Origin of the sequence: Alysiella crassa DSM 2578 (assembly GCF_000745955.1) — a bacterium.
GTDB lineage: Bacteria > Pseudomonadota > Gammaproteobacteria > Burkholderiales > Neisseriaceae > Simonsiella > Simonsiella crassa.
On sequence record NZ_JQKH01000050.1, the window covers coordinates 1 to 17,642 of the forward strand.

Genomic DNA, 17,642 nt, shown 5'->3' on the forward strand with positions numbered 1-17,642 from the left:
CATGACTCGGTGTCGCATCGCGTTCCCAAGCAAGATATTGTTTTAAATCGTCAATATTGTTACTCAAAAAGCGGTCTATATCACGAAAGCTTTTTGCACCACCCATTATCGCAATCACAATGGCTGTTAATAATTTAGCTTGCGCGTAACGTTTACCTTCGCTGCGTCTTTTGTCTTCAATTTCTGAAAAGTAGGTTTCCAAAGTTTGCATGGTCAAATTACCGTTAGTTTAACTTTATCATTTTACACCAAAAGAACTTGGCAGGTCTGAGCCAATGCCCGATGCCGCGCCTGTAATCGCCGCGACTTTGCCTTCTTAAAGATACGGGGTTAAATGCCGTCATTTTCTTACTCCTTGTTGTTTGTCGTGAAATATTGTGTCATGGCAACCATGTCATCTTAATAAAAGTTTACATTTTCAGCAAGCCATTATTTTCAGGTAGCCTGAAAGCGATTTATTCAACAAATTCAAATGAATCCAAATGAATGTAAAGCGCGGTTTCGTTGGACTGAATTGTCTGTTAAAATCGCGGATTATTTTGATTTTGAAACTAGGATTTTGACATGATTGAATTTGCCTACGCAAACGCTGCCGCACCTGCCGCAACCAATGGTTTGATGAATTTTCTTCCCATGTTGCTGGTGATTGCAGTGATGTGGTTTTTGATGATTCGCCCACAGCAAAAAGCGGAAAAACAACGCCGTGCCATGGTGGCTGCGCTGAAAAAAGGCGACCGTGTATTGTTGTCATCAGGTTTGTATGGACGTGTGGTGCAGGCTGGTGAAACGATTGTGAAAGTGGATTTGGGCAAAAATTTTGTGGTGGAAGTGAATGTGAATGCCATCGCTGCCAAAGTAGATGACCACAGCACCGAAACCGCCGAAAAAAGCGAATAATCATGCCGCTTGGAAGTAAAATTTTGTAAACAAAACAAGCCGATACAGAAAAATGTATCGGCTGTCTTTGCTTTTTATTTTCAGGCTGCCTGAAAACCGATTTTATCTCTTTTCAACTTATTGGGGGTTCTGATGAACCGTTATCCACTTTGGAAAAATCTGCTGATTTTATTTATTATCGCGCTGGCGTTTATTTACACGCTGCCGAATTTTTATGGCGTAACGCCCGCTATTCAAATTTCCACTAATCGTCAATCTTTGGCGATTAACGAAGAAACCGAAAAACGCGTGGCGGCTGCTTTGCAACAAGCCAATATTCAACACGATGGCATGTTTATCGCTTCAGGCAGCCTGAAAGTGCGTATGTCGGACGCGAGCAAAACCATTTCGGCGCGTGATGCGATTGATGGTGCTTTGGGTGAAGGCTATATTGTTGCCCAAAACCAAATCGCCAATAGCCCCGAATGGCTGGCAAAAATCAATGCCAATCCCATGTTTTTGGGTTTGGACTTGCGCGGCGGCGTGGAATTTATCATGCAAGTGGACATGAAAGCCGCATTAGACAAAACGCTTGACCGCTACGCTGGCGATATTCGCCGCGAATTGCGTAAACAAAAAATTCGCGTGGGCAATATCCGCAAAACGCAAAACAGCGTGGTCGTGCCATTTCAAGATAAGGCGGATTTGGACAAAGCCTTTCCTGAATTGAAAAAATTGTTTGATGGCATGAATTTGACGGCTGATGAAAATACTTTGACTTTGACACTGCCTGAAGAATTACTCACGCAAATTCGCAATGACGCGGTCAAACAAAACATTACGACTTTACATAATCGTGTCAATGAATTGGGGACTTCTGAACCTGTGATTCAACAAGCAGGCGCAGACCGCATTATGGTACAAATTCCCGGTATGACCGACACCGCCAAAGCCAAAGACATCATCGGGCGCACCGCCACGCTGGAAGTGCGTATGGTGGAAGAAAATCCTAATGCTGATTCAAGTACTTATGAAGTGCTGCCCGACCGCGAAGGCAGACAATTGCCCATCAGCAAACAGGTGGAATTGACAGGCGACAACATCAATTCCGCCCAAGCCAGCTTTGACGACCACACCAAACGCCCAGCCGTTTCCTTGAGTTTGGACAGCACAGGCGCGTCTATTTTTGGCGATTTGACCACCGCCAACACAGGCAAACGCATGGCGATGGTGTTGATTGACCAAGGCAAAGCAGAAGTGATTACCGCGCCGACCATCAATGAACCGATTACAGGTGGTCGCGTACAAATTACAGGCATGGCAAATACTGCCGAAGCCAATGATGTGTCCTTGTTGTTACGCGCAGGCTCGCTGGCTGCGCCGATGGAAATTATCCAAGAACGCACCATTGGACCCTCTTTGGGCGCGGAAAATATTGCCAAAGGCATTAATTCTACCGTGTGGGGTTTTGTGGTGGTAACGCTGTTTATGGTGGTTTACTATCGCTTTTTTGGTTTCTTGTCGTCCATTGCTTTATCAACTAATTTGTTGTTTTTATTTGGTATTTTGTCATCATTACAAGTTACGCTGACTTTGCCAGGGATTGCGGCGATGGCTTTGACTTTGGGCATGGCGATTGACTCCAACGTATTGATTAACGAGCGGATTCGTGAAGAATTGCGCGATGGGCAAAAACCACAAGTTGCCATCAAAGAAGGTTTTGACCACGCGTGGGACACGATTTTGGACTCCAACTTAACGTCTTTCATTGCGGGCGCGGCATTGCTGATTTTTGGTTCGGGCGCGGTGCGTGGTTTTGCGATTGTGCATTCTTTGGGGATTGTTACGTCCATCGTGTCATCGGTGGTCGTGTTCCGTGCAATGGTCAATTTGTGCTACGGCAAACGCCGTAAATTACAAGGTTTGTCTATTGGCGTGTCCTATCCTGCCGTTGTGGACAAAGAAGTGAAGGAATAATTATGGAACTGTTTCGGTTTAAACGCGATATTCCGTTTATGAGTTATGGGAAATTGACGACTTTTTTCTCATTGCTGACATTTATTTTGGCGGTTTTTTTCTTGGTAACACGCGGCTTGAATTATTCGGTGGAATTTACAGGCGGCACGCTGATGGAAGTGGAATACCAGCAACAAGGCGCGGATTTGGACAAAGTGCGACATAATTTGGAAAGTCTCGGCTTGGGCGAAATTCAAGTTCAGGCTTTGGGTACGAATAAGCACATCATGATTCGCTTGCCCAACAAATCTGACATTCCATCAGCGCAATTATCCAATCAAGTGATGGAAAAATTAAAAGCCGACCGCAGCGATGCGAGTTTGCGCCAAGTAGAATTTATCGGTCCATCGGTGGGCGAAGAGTTGGTGAGCAATGGTTTGCTGGCAATTGGCATGGTGTGTATTGGGATTATTGTCTATCTGTCCATGCGCTTTGAGTGGCGATTTGCGCTGTCGGCGATTATTGCCAATATGCACGACGTGGTGATTATTTTAGGCTGTTTTGCGTTTTTCCGTTGGGAATTTTCGCTAACGGTGCTGACGGGCGTGTTAGCCGTGCTGGGTTATTCGGTGAATGAGTCGGTGGTCGTGTTTGACCGTATCCGCGAGAATTTCCGCAAAGGCAGCCTGCGAAATCACAGCGTGCCTGCCGTGATTGACAACGCGATTACCGCCACAATGGGGCGTACCGTGATTACGCATGGTTCTACCGAAGCGATGGTATTGGCGATGTTGATTTTTGGTGGCGCGGCATTGCATGGTTTTGCGATGGCATTGACGATTGGCATTGTGTTTGGCATTTACTCGTCTGTGTTGGTCGCAAGCCCATTGTTGCTGATGTTTGGCTTGAACCGCGACAATGTGATGAAAATGAACACCGAAAAAGAAGAGATTGTCGTGTAACACAATATTCAGGCAGCCTGAAACCTTTGCAAACCCCCTAAAATTTGATTTTTAAAAAATTTAATATTTTGAATTTTAAGAAATTTATTTTTCAAAAAAGTTCAAAAAATGGGGGGTTGCAAAGGTTTCAGCCTGAAAAAATTTTTCAGGCTGCCTTTCAATACACGACACAATTTCTGTAGGGTGCGTACCACGCACCCTACGTCTGACAGTACACGACAAAAATGTTCAGGCAGCCTGAAAGCTCAAACCATTTGAATTTAAAAATATTTTTGTTTGGCTTACTTTTCCAAAAAGTAAGTCGCCGCGCGGCGACAGAGCGCACGCCGTAGGCAACCTATACTTTCAGGCTGCCTGAATTTTATTCCCCGCTCAAATCCGAATGTTTCAAGGCTTCAAATTTCGCTTTCATGGTTGGATTTTTGCGCGTTAATTTTTTGACTGACAAATCTTCCGCCTTATTATTCGCCAAACGCAAATTATTCTGCGAAGACAATAAATCCGCTTTCGTTTTTTCTAATTCTTTGATACTTTTGTCAATATGCTCAATTGCGGTGGCGAATTTTTCGCTCGCCAAACGATAATTGCGGTCAAAACCCGCTTTAAAATCATTCAGCTCATTTTCAAAATTCGTAATATCAATATTTTGCGCGCGCATATGGGCAATTTCCTGCTTGTATTGCAAAGCGTTCAACGCCGCATTCCGCAACAGTGTAATCATCGGAATAAAAAACTGCGGGCGCACCACATACATTTTTTCATAGGCATAGGAAACGTCCACAATCCCATTATTATACAAATCGTTATCCGTTTCCAGTAGTGACACCAGCACCGCATACTCACAATTTTTTTCGCGGCGGTCTTTGTCTAATTCCTTGAAAAAATGCTCATTTTTTTTCTTGGTTGCCGTTTCATCGTTCTCATTTTTCATTTCAAACATAATGGAAACAATTTCCGTGCCACTTTCGTCCATTTCCCGATAAATATAATCGCCCTTGCTGCCTGAACGCGCGTCATTGTCTTTAAAAAATAAGGCTTTAGGAAATGCAGTCGCCCGAATCTGATTAAACGAAATTTCACAATGCTGCTCCAAACTTTCGCCCAACATTTTGGTGGATTGTTTCGCCTTAAAATCTTTGTAGAATGCGATTTCCGTATCTTTTTGTTTTAACTGGATTTCGTATTCATTTTGCAATTTTTGTTGCAACAATTCCATTTGCGATTTTTGCAAATCCATTTGCGATTTCAATAAGGTAACTTCTTGTTCTTTCGCCGATTTGGTTTCCAATAATAAATTTTGCGTTTCCATTTTTTGCAATTGCAATTGATTTTGCAAAGCGGCTTTTAATTCGCGTAATTCATTGTCTTTGCTTAATAATTCCTGTTGGTAGTGGCTGGCGGTTTCCGCTTTGTGCAATTCCAATTGTGCCTGAATCTGCGCTTTCAATTCGCGCAATTCCGCGTCTCGTTGAGCCAATTCCTGCCGCAACGCCGTTTCCGCCTGTGAAATCGCCAAACGGCTGTCGCTTTCATGGCTGTGCAATTTGGCTTGCAATTGCGTGATGTGTTGCTCTTTTTCCGACAAGGCAGCCTGAAATTGGCTGTGCGCCTGCGCCTTTTCCAAAGACAAATCGCTTTGGTATTTTTCTTTTATTTGATTGATTTGTTTGTGAATTTCCTGTTCAAATTCACGGGTACGCACTTGATTTTGAATATCGGCGTAGCTCGCTTCGTCAATCGTGAATGCGGTTTGGCAATGGGGGCATTTGATGTCGTGCATATTTTTTCCTTAAAAATCAATAAATAGGCAGCCTGAAAACATTTTCAGGCTGCCTGATGGTGAATAATTAAACCGCCGCGTCTGCGCGTTCACCCGTGCGAATGCGGATAACGTCTTCTACGGGCAAGACAAAAATTTTGCCATCGCCGATTTTGCCTGAACGCGCCACTTCCACAATCGCTTCCACCGCACGCTCCACCAAATCGTCTGACAACACAATTTCCAATTTCACTTTCGGCAGAAAATCAACGGCATACTCCGCGCCGCGATACACTTCCGTGTGTCCTTTTTGGCGACCAAAACCTTTTACTTCGGTAACGGTCATGCCCGTGATGCCCATTTCCATCAAGGCATCGCGCACATCGTCCAATTTAAAGGGTTTGATGATGGCTTCAATTTTTTTCATACTATAACTCCTTCAGTTTACAAGAGAAAAATATTCAGGCAGCCTGAAAACTTATTTCAAATCCACCAAATCATATTTCAGCCAGCCCAACAGATTTTCTTTGACCAAATCAGTCAGCGCGTCCAACCATTCCGCATTCGCATTCAAACAGGGAATGTAGTTATACGCTTCGCCGCCTGCTTCGTGGAATTCTTCGCGTCCTGCGATGGCGATTTCTTCCATTGTTTCCAAACAATCGCTCACAAAACCAGGACAAATCACATCTAATTTTTTTACTCCTTGTTTTGGCAATGATTTAAATAAGGCTTGTGTGGATGGTTCAATCCATTTATCTTTACCAAATTGGCTTTGGAAAGAGACGATATAATCGTTTTGGCTCAAACCCAATTTCTCCGCCACCAATTTGGCGGTGGCGTGGCATTCGTGCGGATACGGGTCGCCCAATTTGTGTTGGCGCAAGGGAATGCCGTGAAAACTGAACATTAATTTGTCGCCTGCGCCGTGTTGGGCGCGGTAATTGCGAATTTGGTTCGCCAAAGCATTCACATAACCTTCGTGATTGAAAAAGCGCGACACGGTGCGTACCGACATTTGATTGCGCTGTTTGGCTAATTCTGCCAAAACTTTATCTACTGCCGCCGCCGTGCAACTGGCTGCGTATTGAGGATAAAGCGGCACCACCAGCAAACGCCCCACGCCAGCCGCTTTTAATTTTGCCACCATTTGCGGCACAGACGGCTCGCCATAAGTCATCGCGTATTCAATAAACACGGTGTCGGGCAAACGTTCGCGCAAACCAGCCGTTTGTTTTTCGGTAAACACTTGCAAGGGTGAACCTTCTTTTAGCCACACGCGTTCATAATTTTCCGCCACCACTTTGGGGCGCAAAGGCAACACAATGCCGTGCAAAATTGGATACCAAATGGCTTTTGGCAACTCCACCACGCGTTGGTCGCTTAAAAATTTCCGCAAAAAAGGTTTTACCGCTTCGGGTTTAGCTTGCGTGGGCGTGCCTAAATTGAGCAGCAATACGCCAATTTTATTTTGCTGTTCAAATGAAATTTCGGGTTCAATATTAAATTGGTTGAGTAATGACATAATGTGTATTTGATTAATTAATTTAATGATTTGGGAGAATGAGTTTTCAGGCTGCCTTACAGTACACAGCAAAACGCATGTAGGGTGCGTATTACGCACCAATTTGCCAGTCATTTGAATGCTTTGGTGCGTGGTACGCCCCCTACATTTTGCTTGTTGGCAAGAATTGTCGTGTACCGAAAGGCTGCCTGAATAGTTTACAAATCAATGGCAGGCAAATCCATTGCCAACACCATTTCCGTTTGTTTGGCGCGGAAATCGGCGAGTTTTTGTGCCAATTCCGCGTCCTGATTTGCCAATAAGGACACAGCAAACAAAGCCGCATTTGCCGCTCCTGCTTCGCCAATGGCAAAAGTTGCCACAGGCACACCTTTTGGCATTTGCACGATGGACAATAGGGAATCTTCGCCGCGTAAATATTTGCTGGGTACAGGCACGCCCAAAACGGGCAAAGTGGTTTGGCTGGCGACCATTCCAGGTAAATGCGCTGCGCCACCAGCCCCCGCGATAATGGCTTGTAAGCCTCGTTCTTTTGCCGATTTGGCATATTCAAACATCAAATCGGGTGTACGGTGTGCCGATACCACTTTGGCTTCATACGCCACGCCAAATTGTTCCAAGAAATGTGCGGCGTGTTGCATCACGTTCCAATCGCTGTTGCTGCCCATGATGATGCCGATTTTAATCATTGGCTTATCCTTGTAAAAATAGGGAAAGATGGGCAAATTGTAGTGTTTTTTTGTCTGATTGTGTGGATTTATTTTCAGGCTGCCTGAAACATTGCTTTTGCGATATAATTTATTAATTACATCTCACTACATGGAGCTTACATCATGAATGATTTTCGCCGCGCCTTTATCGTGTCCGACCGTACGGGGATTTCTGCTGAAAACATGGCGGGGGCGTTGTTGGAGCAATTTCCGAATGTCAAAATTCGCCAATATCTGCGCCCATTTATTGACAGTGAAACCAAAGCAATTGATTTGATTAAAGAAATTCAAGCTTTTTACGATAAAGATGGTGTCCAGCCCATTGTGTTTGCTAGTATTTCCAATGATGAAATCAGCCATTTGGTGCAAACTGCGCCCGCGTTGCATTTGAGTTTTTTTGACGCATTTTTAGGTGTGTTGGAGCAGGAATTGGGGACAAGGGCACAACATTTCACACGTAGCCGTGTCAATAATGTGGAGCGTTATGATGCGCGTATGGAAGCGGTGAATTTTGCGTTAAATCATGATGATGGCTCGTCAGACGTGGACATGAAAGAAGCTGATGTAATTTTAATGGGCGTGTCGCGTTCGGGCAAAACGCCAACGTGTTTGTATTTGGCTTTGCAATATGGCATTCGGGCGGCAAACTATCCGCTCACGCCTGATGATTTGGGTAATCCCGAATTGCCACGCATGGTCAAACCGTATAAAAACAAATTATTTGGTTTAACCATTGAGCCAGAACGCCTACACCATATCCGTCAAGAACGCCGTGCCAATTCTACCTATTCGCACATCAATACCTGCAAACAGGAAGTGGCAGACGCGCAAGCCATGTTCCGCCGCTACAGTATTCCATTTGCCAATACGACCCATAAATCGGTGGAAGAATTGGCGGTGCATATTATGCAAGAGTGTAAATTAAAACGTAAATTTTAATTTTTAAAATAAAAAACACGTTAATTCAGTTAATTAACGTGTTTTTTGTTTTCAGGCAGCCTGAAACGGCAAATATACATCAAAACGGGTAGATTTCCCTTCATATTGATACGCAGGTTTCACGCCACACAAAAATTCGCCCAAACGCGGACGTTTGACCACCACCCGTTTTTTTGCCACCGTCCGCGCTGCAGTGAACAATTGCTCATCGTCATTGCATTGAGGCTGCCCGACCAGTTCGTGAAAATACGCCATTTCTTTTTTTACGGCGGCGGATTTTTGTCGTTCGGGATACATGGGGTCTAAATACACCACGTCTGGTTTGCCGAATTGTGCGGCGTGTTCAGTAAATAAATCTGCGGCGTTGCCGTGAATTAATTGAATATTTTGCACAATCTCTGCAATTTCAGGCTGCCTGAACGCGCGCGCCACGCCATCTATCAACAAAGCAAACACCGCCGCATGGCGTTCAAACGTGCGTACTTGTAAACCCAAACTTGCCAACACAAAACTGTCTCGCCCCAAACCGCCTGTCGCGTCCCAAACGGTGGGTTGGCTGGTGTGGTTTACCGCTTTGCCAATCAGTTCACCGCCGCCTTTGGTGCGCCGATAATGTGCCGCGCCGCCTGCAAAATCTACGCACACCCGCCCCTTTTCGCCCGCTTTTGCCAAAGACAAGATTTCATCATCATATAATAAGTACACACCATTTTCAGGCAGCCTGAACGCGGTGGCGTAGTTTGCCAAATGTGGGGGTAGGGCGGTTTCGTGATTTAAATAGATAATGGTTTCATTCATACAATTGTGTTTTCCAAAAAATTATTTCAGGCTGCCTGAATAAGCCTGTTTTGCCAACGCCAATACCGCCGCTTCATCTAATTCCCCCCATTCAGCCTCCCCAAGCGGGTGAACACCCACCACATCTTTACGCAACACCAAACCATACACCGCCGCCCCGTGCGGCAACCAACGATTGCCCACCAATTCCAAAAAGCCCAATTTGTCCACCACCATTTGCGAATTAATCGGCGGCAAATAATTCATAAATCGCCCCCGTTCAATTTGCCAACCCATAGATTCCATTAATTTTTTACTTTCCGCCAAAGACAGGCAGCCTGAAATATCCAAAGCCCCCAATCGCCACCACGAATGCCGATTAAAACCCGTCAAAATCAAACGCCCATTCGGTTTCACAATCCGCCACATTTCCGCCAACCACAATTCGGGCGCGTCCACACAATCCAAAGTGTGCGCTGCCACCACACAATCAAAAGTTTGCATTTGCCACGGCGTGCGCTGATGTTCTGCCAACACATCGGCGGGCAACACATGATTTTGCCACCAACACGCACATTTTTCAGGCAGCCTGAAATCACCCACGTTTAAACCCACCCGCAGCACCGTTTTAGGCTGCTCATTATTTAAATTTAGCTGAATAAAATCAAACTCTTGGTTTTTTAAATATCGCCCCAAAGGCGTGTCATTCAGCCAATTATTCAAATCCTGATAAACCATCAAAACCCCTTGTAACACAGTTTACGTTCAACAATCTGTCTCATTTGGCATACAAATTGCTTTTTTATTTTAAAATTCTGGTAAAAAAAACCTATGTGTCATCATTTTACCGTATTATCCGATTGACACATAAACTATAAAACCTTACGATTATGTTATCTAACAAATTTCCTTGCATTGTGCAATTTTTAACCACTATGAAAACATTTAAATCACTCGCGATTGCCGTTAGCAGTCTCTGCGTAATCCCCAGCGTTGCCCATGCGAAAAACGTGTCCAACGATGCAGGTATGGCAATGATGCGATTGAACGCATCTGCATTGAGCGATGAAATTAAGTACGATAACCATCGTGCTGATACCAAACGAACACACGGTGGCAGCGTTTGGAGCAGTTTGCGCAACGATTTCCGTATGTCGGAAGTGAATGCCAATCTCGTTCGCAGCCACGAATACAAATTTGCGACCAACAGTGCTTATTTCAACCGCACACTCAATCGCAGTCGCCCCTATATGTACCACATCGTGCAAGAAGTGAAAAAACGCGGTATGCCAGCCGAAATTGCGTTGCTGCCGTTTATTGAAAGCGCGTATGTAACCAAAGCCAATTCCCATGTTGGCGCATCAGGTTTGTGGCAATTTATGCCTGCCACAGGTCGTCATTATGGCTTGGAGCAAACACCATTATATGATGGTCGTCATGATGTGTATGCTGCTACTGATGCAGCATTGAATTATTTGCAATATTTGTATGGGTTATTTAATGACTGGTCATTGGCATTGGCGGCGTATAACTGGGGTGAAGGCAATGTAACCCGCGCCGTACGCCGTGCACAAGCATCGGGTATTGCACCTACCTATGAAAATTTAAAAATGCCTGCCGAAACACGTAATTATGTACCCAAATTATTGGCGGTACGTAATTTGGTACGTAGTCCGCAGTCATTTGGTTTGACGCTGCCTGAAATTGCCAACGCGCCTTATTTCAAAGCCGTAACCGTGAACAATCCTGTGGACATCATGGCGGCAGCACATTTGGCGAATATTTCCGAAAGCGAATTTTTGGCATTGAACCCAGCATTTAAAACACCTGTGTTTATCCCCAAACACGGTCGCAAAATGCTTTTGCCTGTGGAATCAGCCAAAACATTTGAAGCCAATTACAAAAACAATAACGGTGGCTCATTGCTGTCATGGGACGTGTTTACACCCAACTACAGCATGACGGTGGCTGAAATTGCCGCGCAAACAGGTACTAATATCAATGAGTTGCGCCGTTTGAATGGTTTGAACGGTAGCCGTGTGGCGGCAGGTCGCAGCGTATTGGTGGCGAAAAATGGCAAAGCAAATAATGCCATTGCCGTAAATTTCGTTTCTGTGGATAAAGACAATACACCAGACACTTTTGTTGAGCAAAAACAACCGATTATTACCAATTTCATCGCCGAAACCCAAAATGCGAAATTGGTGGAAACGGCTACGCCACGCCTAGAGTCTACGCCAATTCAGGCTGCCATCACACCTAAAGCGGTGATGACACAACAGAATTTTGTGGTAGCAAATCAGTTGCCAGCCGTTGATTTCAAAACGGTGGGACAACCGGCCATTGAACGTGTAACACAGCCTGCTGCGCCAGTTGAAAAAATGGAAAAAGTGGACGTGGTGAAAATGGAAAAAATTGAGAAAGTGGAAAAACTGACTCAAGTTGAACCAATTACTGCACCTGTAGAAAGAGTGGCAACATTTAGCAATGACATTCAATTAAGCTCTGAAGAAATCGCGCAAATTGATGCAGAAATCAGTGGCAAAACCACACCTGTGGCAACTGCGCCAACAGTAGAAATTGATTTGAACGACAATTACGCGTCTTTGACACCAGAGCGTCAAGACCCATTGTTGGCATTGGCAAATGAAAAAGCGAAAGCCTTGAAAAATGCACACGCCGCAGCCGCTAAAGCCAAACGTGAAGCAGCAGAACGCGAAAAAGCAGCGCGTTTAGCCGCCGCCAAACGTGAAGCGGAACGCGCCGCAGAACGTGAACGTGCCGCCGCCAAAATTGCCGAAGCCAAAGAAGCCAAACGCAAAGAGCAGGAACAATTACGCGCTGAAAAATTGAAACAAGCACAAGAATTGGCAGCATTGCGCCGTGCGCGTGAAGCGGGTGAGCCAATTGCTAAAGCGATTCGTGAACAAAAACAAGCCGCTAATGCAACCACCCATCGTGTACGCGAAGGCGATACCTTGTTCAATATCGCGCAGCGTTACAATTTGAATGTGGCGGATTTGGTGAACGCGAATAATTTGCGTGGCAACAATATTCGCATTGGGCAGGTGTTGAAAGTGTCCATTTCGGGCAATGCGAAAACCAACAATCAATCCAATAATCAATCCACGAAGAAAAGTTCGATTACCAAAGTTTCGGCACGCACTTCGGCTGTTATGGGTTTGAGTCGTGATGTGTCGGTGGGGCAGGGCATTGGTATTCGTAAAAATGCGAAACCTGTGAACGGTACGCGCCAAGTTGGTAAAACGAAGTTAATTCCAAGCTAATCGCAAGCTGATGTTTTATTAGAATGATTTTACCCAAAAATGAGCTTTGGCTTGTTTTTGGGTAAATCTGTTTGTGTTTCAGGCTGCCTGAAAATAGGAGCAAATCATGTTAAAAAATGCGCGTTTGACGGCGGTGCGTCATTTGCACCAAGAAGATAAATTGATTTTGAGTTTTGAGAATTTGCCCGACCGCGAATTTTGTAATGTGGTGGATTTTTCGTTTAGTGGCTTTTTTCCGCATAATGTGTTGTTTGATTTATATGAATATTCGCTGGCGGATTTGCCGCCACGCATTGCGGCGGAATTTCCTGTGTTGTCGTATTATTTGCATAGCGGCGAAGAGTGGCAGATTTTTTATTTGTCGCCGCAAGCAGGTTTGGGGGGGATTATTGTTTGCGCGACTTTGGGGGATTTGGATTTTTAACTAATTGATTTGGAAAATATAGTCGTAGAAATGAAAATGCAGGACAAGGCGACAACGCCCGCCGTGTACGAATAGTACATAAGGGCGTTGGCAACGCCGTACTGTTTTTTCAGTTCTGCGACTATAATAAAGGCAGCCTGAAAGGTTTCAGGCTGCCTTTATTTATTGGGTTTTAATCGCCCATCGCCATCAAGCTGGCATTGCCGCCAGCCGCCGTTGTGTTCACGCTACACGATTGTTCTAAATAGACTTTTGCCATATCCAACTCAATCGTTGCATCAATCACGCGCACAATCGCGCCATCACGCGCCGCTAATGTTTGCTTGATGTCCACAGGTAAATTGTCCAATGCGACAAGGGTTTGCACACTTTTCTCATTCAAGGGCTGTGGCGAAACGCGCAATAAGCCAGATAAATCAGTCGCATACGCCGCCAACGGGGAATCTGCCGCTACCACCGTTTCCACGCCAGCCGCCGCCAATTCAATCAGGGCGGCAAACGCGTTCACCAAATTGCCACCGTGCAAGTAAACGTGTTTCGGCGTGTGCCAAGTGGCGGTGTTGCGCTCGCCCGTGCAGCTTGGCAGCAATTGTTCCGCGCCGCGCAAGGTGTAGACACGAGCTTGACCGAGTTTGCCTGCCAACGCCAATTTTTCTTCGGGCGACACGGCTAAATGGTGCAAGGCAGCCTGAACTTTTGCCAACGCGCTTTCATCGGCTGCACCCAAACGGGTTAATTTGGGCAAAGTCCAGCGCGGCAATTGGCTCAAACGCTGAATGTAAAACACGCCGCCCGCTTTGGGGCCTGTGCCTGACAAACCGTGTCCGCCAAACGGCTGCACACCCACCACCGCGCCGACAATATTGCGGTTCACATACACATTGCCAGCTTCAATTTGGTTGCGAATGTGGTTTACGGTGCTGTCAATGCGGCTGTGAATGCCGTGTGTTAATGCATAACCTTTTGAATTGATTTGTTGAATCAAATTATCCAAATTTTCCGCACGATAGCGCACAATGTGCAACACGGGTCCAAAGACTTCGCGTTCCAAATCGTTCAAATCATTTAATTCAAACATAATTGGCGCGACAAAAGTGGCGTTGTCCGCGTTTTCAGGCAGCCTGATTTCGTGAAATGCTTTGGCGCGGGTTTTCATTTTGTTGATGTGATTCAACAAGTTTTGCTGGGCTTCTGCGTCAATTACCGCGCCCACATCGGCGGTTAAAGCGCGAGTATCGCCCACGCACAATTCGTTCATCGCGCCTTGAATCATGTCAATGAATTTGTCGGCGATTTCTTCTTGCAAACACAACACGCGCAAAGCGGAACAACGCTGACCTGCGCTGTCAAACGCAGAATTTAACACGTCCGCTACGACCTGTTCGGGCAGGGCGGTGCTGTCCACAATCATGGCGTTTTGTCCGCCCGTTTCGGCGATTAATACGGGATTGTCGCTGCGTTGCGCCAAAGTTTGGTTAATCAAACGCGCCACTTCGGTTGAACCCGTGAAAATCACGCCACCAATGCGCGTATCTTGCGTTAAAGCCGCGCCCACATCGCCCGCACCCAAAACGAGTTGCAAAACATCTTTTGGCACACCTGCTTCGTGTAATAATTTCACGGCAAAATGGGCAATTAAACTGGTTTGCTCGGCAGGTTTCGCCACCACCGCATTGCCAGCCGCCAACGCCGCCGTAATCTCGCCGACAAAAATCGCCAAGGGGAAATTCCATGGGCTGATGGCAACCATCACGCCTGCGCCTTGACTGTTTTCAGGCAGCGTGTTCACCGATTCCGCCGCGTAATAACGCGCAAAATCAACCGCTTCCCGAATTTCCGCAATCGCATTATTCAGCGTTTTGCCTGCTTCGCGCACGGCTAACATCATTAAGGTGGCGTAATTGGTTTCCAATAAATCGGCAAAACGGTTCAGGCAGCCTGCACGCGTTTGGGCGGGCGTATTTGACCATTTGGCTTGTGCTGCCACCGCCACGCCAATCGCTTCACGCGCCAAATCCGCATTGCCAAACGACACCGTGCCGACCACATCATCGTGATTAGCTGGATTGCGGACGGGCTGGGCGGCGTTGATGGTGCGCGTTTCGCCGTTTACCACGCAGGCAGCCTGAAACGGTTGGCGCGTGGCAAAATTCATGGCTTGTTCCAAACTTTGCAGGCTGTGTTCATTGGATAAATCTATGCCTTTGGAATTGACACGCGCCGTGCCATACAAATTTTTCGGCATGGGCAACGCGCTGTGGCGGCGAATGCCATCGTTTGCCAAAGTGTCAAATGGGCTGCGAATCAAATCGTCAATGCCGATGTTTTCGTCCACAATTTGATTGACAAATGAAGTATTTGCGCCATTCTCCAACAAGCGGCGCACCAAATACGCCAACAAGGTTTCATGCGTGCCAACAGGTGCGTAAATTCGCACACGCCGCCCCAAATTGTGTTCGCCGACCACTTGGTCGTACAGCGTTTCGCCCATGCCGTGCAAGCATTGGTGTTCAAATTCCTTGCCTTTGCCCATTTGATAAATGGCAGCAAGCGTGTAGGCGTTGTGGGTGGCGAATTGGGGGAATACCGCGTCTTGCGCGTCCAATAATTTGCGCGCACACGCCAAATAGCTCACATCGGTGTGGACTTTGCGGGTGTAAACGGGGTAATCGTCCAAACCGTCCACTTGCGCCCATTTGATTTCGCTGTCCCAATACGCGCCTTTCACCAAACGAATCATCAGTTTTTGATTGTTTTTTCTTGCTAAATCAATCAAGTAGTCAATCACAAATGGGCAGCGTTTTTGATACGCTTGCACCACAAAACCAATGCCCTTGTAGCCCGCCAAATCGGGGTCGGCGACCAATTTTTCCATCAAATCCAGCGACAATTCCAAACGGTTGGCTTCTTCCGCGTCAATATTTAAGCCGATATTGTATTGTTTTGCCAGTACATATAACTGTTTGAGTTTGGGCAATAATTCAGTCATCACGCGTTCATGTTGCGCCCGCGAATAGCGTGGGTGAATGGCGGATAATTTTACCGAAATGCCGTTGCCATCGTACACGCCTGCGTTTTGTGAATCTTTGCCGATGGCGTGAATCGCGTTCACATAATCCTGATAATAGCGTTCTGCGTCGGCGGCGGTCATCGCGGCTTCGCCCAGCATATCAAACGAGTAGCGATAGCCCATTTGTTCGCGTTCTTTACCATTTTTTAGTGCTTCTTCAATGGTTTGTCCTGTAACAAATTGTTTGCCCAGCATACGCATACCGTAATCCACACCTGCGCGAATCAGGGGCGCACCGCCTTTGTTCAATACGCGGTTCAGGCTGCCTGAAAGTGTTTCGCTGCTCGGTGCGGTGGTTAATTTGCCCGTAATCAGCAAACCCCACGCCGCCGCATTTACAAACAAAGACGGGCTTTGCCCCAAATGGCTGTGCCAATCGCCATGTGCCAATTTATCTTGAATCAGCTTGTCGCGCGTGGCGGTATCGGGAATGCGTAACAGGGCTTCGGCGAGACACATCAACGCCACACCTTCTTCACTGGAAAGCGAAAATTCGTGCATCAGCGCGTCCACGCCACTGGATTTGGTGCGATTTTCGCGCACTTGGCTAACCAGTTTTTTGGCTAATTCGGTGGCGGCGGCTTGTTCGTCTTCGGTCATACGCGCTTGTTGCAGCATATCTTGTACCGCGTCCAGCTCATCGCGGCGATAGGCGGCGGTGATGGCTTGACGGAGCGGCGATTGAATGGGGTGAGCAAAGTGGAACATTTTGGGTTTTCCTTTGATTTTTTGGGGAAATTTGGTTTTCAGGCTGCCTTATCGTACACGATTTGTTGTAGGTCGGGTATTTATGCTCGACATGATGACGGTATATTGTGTCGGACATAAATGCCCGACCTACGGAAATCACGCAAAAATTGTCGTGTACTGTAGGGGCTAATGACAATTTGTTCGCGGTTGGATTTTGCGCTAAATTTGTTCAATTCTGCGTTGAAAATATTCGCCAATGGACGGCATTGGCTCACATTTTCGCCTTGAATTGAACGAATTTATCTGCAAAACCAAGCTCGCGCCCAAATTCTCATTAGCCCCTAAGGCAGCATGAAAATGTAGGGTGCGTATTACGCACCAAATCTGCCACAATATTTAAATTATTCAGTCATTTGGTGCGCACGGCGCACCCTACGGTTTTTGTTGTGTATTATCAGGCAGCCTGAAAGAAATAATAGATTGATTAAACGAATAAAAAAATAATTCAGGCTGCCTGAAACTGCCATTTATACAGCTTTCAGGCAGCCTTTCAGTACACGACAAAAAATCGGACGACCTGTTTTGGGTTTGAAAAATAGTCCAAAGTTGCCATCATCAACATGGCGGCTTTGGCAAGCTGCTCCAAACCAACGCGAAAGATGCTTTG

Annotated in this window: 16 protein-coding genes; 7 read left to right on the forward strand and 9 right to left on the reverse strand. The window is 46.2% G+C overall.

The features are described 5' to 3' along the window. On the reverse strand, window positions 1–211 hold a 211-nt coding region (locus Q338_RS08150; protein ID WP_034294061.1), incomplete at its 3' end, for a transposase family protein. Window positions 212–564: 353 nt separating this feature from the next. On the opposite strand from Q338_RS08150, the gene yajC reads away from it, so the two are divergent. From yajC to Q338_RS14510, 4 genes are all read left to right on the forward strand, one after another. Then, entirely contained in the window at window positions 565–897 is a 333-nt protein-coding gene (gene yajC, locus Q338_RS08155) for a preprotein translocase subunit YajC (protein ID WP_034294064.1), read from the forward strand. A 132-nt stretch (window positions 898–1,029) separates the two neighbouring features. Next, a complete protein-coding gene (gene secD / locus Q338_RS08160) occupies window positions 1,030–2,853 on the forward strand; it encodes a protein translocase subunit SecD (protein WP_034294066.1) in 1,824 nt (607 codons plus the stop codon). 2 nt (window positions 2,854–2,855) lie between these two features. Then, window positions 2,856–3,794, forward strand: a complete 939-nt coding sequence (gene secF, locus Q338_RS08165; protein ID WP_034294068.1) for a protein translocase subunit SecF — start codon at window positions 2,856–2,858, stop codon at window positions 3,792–3,794. Between the two features lie 108 nt (window positions 3,795–3,902). Next, window positions 3,903–4,052 carry a hypothetical protein gene (locus Q338_RS14510; RefSeq protein WP_156961060.1) on the forward strand — a complete coding sequence of 50 codons (150 nt, stop codon included), beginning with the start codon at window positions 3,903–3,905 and terminating at the stop codon, window positions 4,050–4,052. A 103-nt stretch (window positions 4,053–4,155) separates the two neighbouring features. Here the strand turns inward: Q338_RS14510 and Q338_RS08170 are convergent, their stop codons facing one another. The 4 genes from Q338_RS08170 to purE all read right to left on the reverse strand — a co-directional run bounded on the left by Q338_RS08170 (window position 4,156) and on the right by purE (window position 7,767). Then, window positions 4,156–5,574: a DUF2130 domain-containing protein gene (locus tag Q338_RS08170; RefSeq protein WP_034294070.1), complete on the reverse strand. Its 1,419-nt coding sequence runs from the start codon at window positions 5,572–5,574 to the stop codon at window positions 4,156–4,158. Window positions 5,575–5,641: 67 nt separating this feature from the next. Continuing rightward, window positions 5,642–5,980: a P-II family nitrogen regulator gene (locus Q338_RS08175; protein WP_034294072.1), complete on the reverse strand. Its 339-nt coding sequence runs from the start codon at window positions 5,978–5,980 to the stop codon at window positions 5,642–5,644. A gap of 51 nt (window positions 5,981–6,031) precedes the next feature. Then, the gene (gene hemH, locus Q338_RS08180; protein ID WP_034294086.1) at window positions 6,032–7,078 is read right to left on the reverse strand and encodes a ferrochelatase; all 1,047 of its coding nucleotides are present in this window, start codon (window positions 7,076–7,078) and stop codon (window positions 6,032–6,034) included. Between the two features lie 197 nt (window positions 7,079–7,275). After that, window positions 7,276–7,767: a 5-(carboxyamino)imidazole ribonucleotide mutase gene (gene purE, locus Q338_RS08185; RefSeq protein WP_034294074.1), complete on the reverse strand. Its 492-nt coding sequence runs from the start codon at window positions 7,765–7,767 to the stop codon at window positions 7,276–7,278. Between the two features lie 144 nt (window positions 7,768–7,911). Between purE and ppsR the strand changes: the two genes are divergently transcribed. Then, entirely contained in the window at window positions 7,912–8,727 is an 816-nt protein-coding gene (gene ppsR, locus Q338_RS08190; protein WP_034294076.1) for a posphoenolpyruvate synthetase regulatory kinase/phosphorylase PpsR, read from the forward strand. 51 nt (window positions 8,728–8,778) lie between these two features. Here the strand turns inward: ppsR and Q338_RS08195 are convergent, their stop codons facing one another. Both Q338_RS08195 and Q338_RS08200 read right to left on the reverse strand, forming a co-directional pair. After that, window positions 8,779–9,525, reverse strand: a complete 747-nt coding sequence (locus Q338_RS08195; RefSeq protein ID WP_034294078.1) for a class I SAM-dependent methyltransferase — start codon at window positions 9,523–9,525, stop codon at window positions 8,779–8,781. Between the two features lie 21 nt (window positions 9,526–9,546). Then, complete coding sequence (locus Q338_RS08200) at window positions 9,547–10,242, reverse strand: class I SAM-dependent methyltransferase (protein ID WP_034294080.1); 696 nt, start codon at window positions 10,240–10,242, stop codon at window positions 9,547–9,549. Between the two features lie 197 nt (window positions 10,243–10,439). On the opposite strand from Q338_RS08200, the gene Q338_RS08205 reads away from it, so the two are divergent. Both Q338_RS08205 and Q338_RS08210 read left to right on the forward strand, forming a co-directional pair. Continuing rightward, on the forward strand, window positions 10,440–12,791 hold the full coding sequence (locus tag Q338_RS08205) for a lytic transglycosylase (RefSeq protein ID WP_245946751.1): 2,352 nt from the start codon (window positions 10,440–10,442) through the stop codon (window positions 12,789–12,791). 106 nt (window positions 12,792–12,897) lie between these two features. Next, window positions 12,898–13,215, forward strand: coding sequence for a hypothetical protein (locus Q338_RS08210; RefSeq protein ID WP_034294082.1), 318 nt, complete (start codon window positions 12,898–12,900; stop codon window positions 13,213–13,215). Window positions 13,216–13,387: 172 nt separating this feature from the next. Here Q338_RS08210 and putA read toward each other — a convergent pair whose 3' ends face one another. Both putA and Q338_RS14515 read right to left on the reverse strand, forming a co-directional pair. Further along, window positions 13,388–16,993: a bifunctional proline dehydrogenase/L-glutamate gamma-semialdehyde dehydrogenase PutA gene (gene putA, locus Q338_RS08215; protein WP_034294084.1), complete on the reverse strand. Its 3,606-nt coding sequence runs from the start codon at window positions 16,991–16,993 to the stop codon at window positions 13,388–13,390. Between the two features lie 80 nt (window positions 16,994–17,073). Continuing rightward, on the reverse strand, window positions 17,074–17,250 hold the full coding sequence (locus Q338_RS14515; RefSeq protein WP_156961061.1) for a hypothetical protein: 177 nt from the start codon (window positions 17,248–17,250) through the stop codon (window positions 17,074–17,076). Window positions 17,251–17,642: the final 392 nt, after the last annotated feature.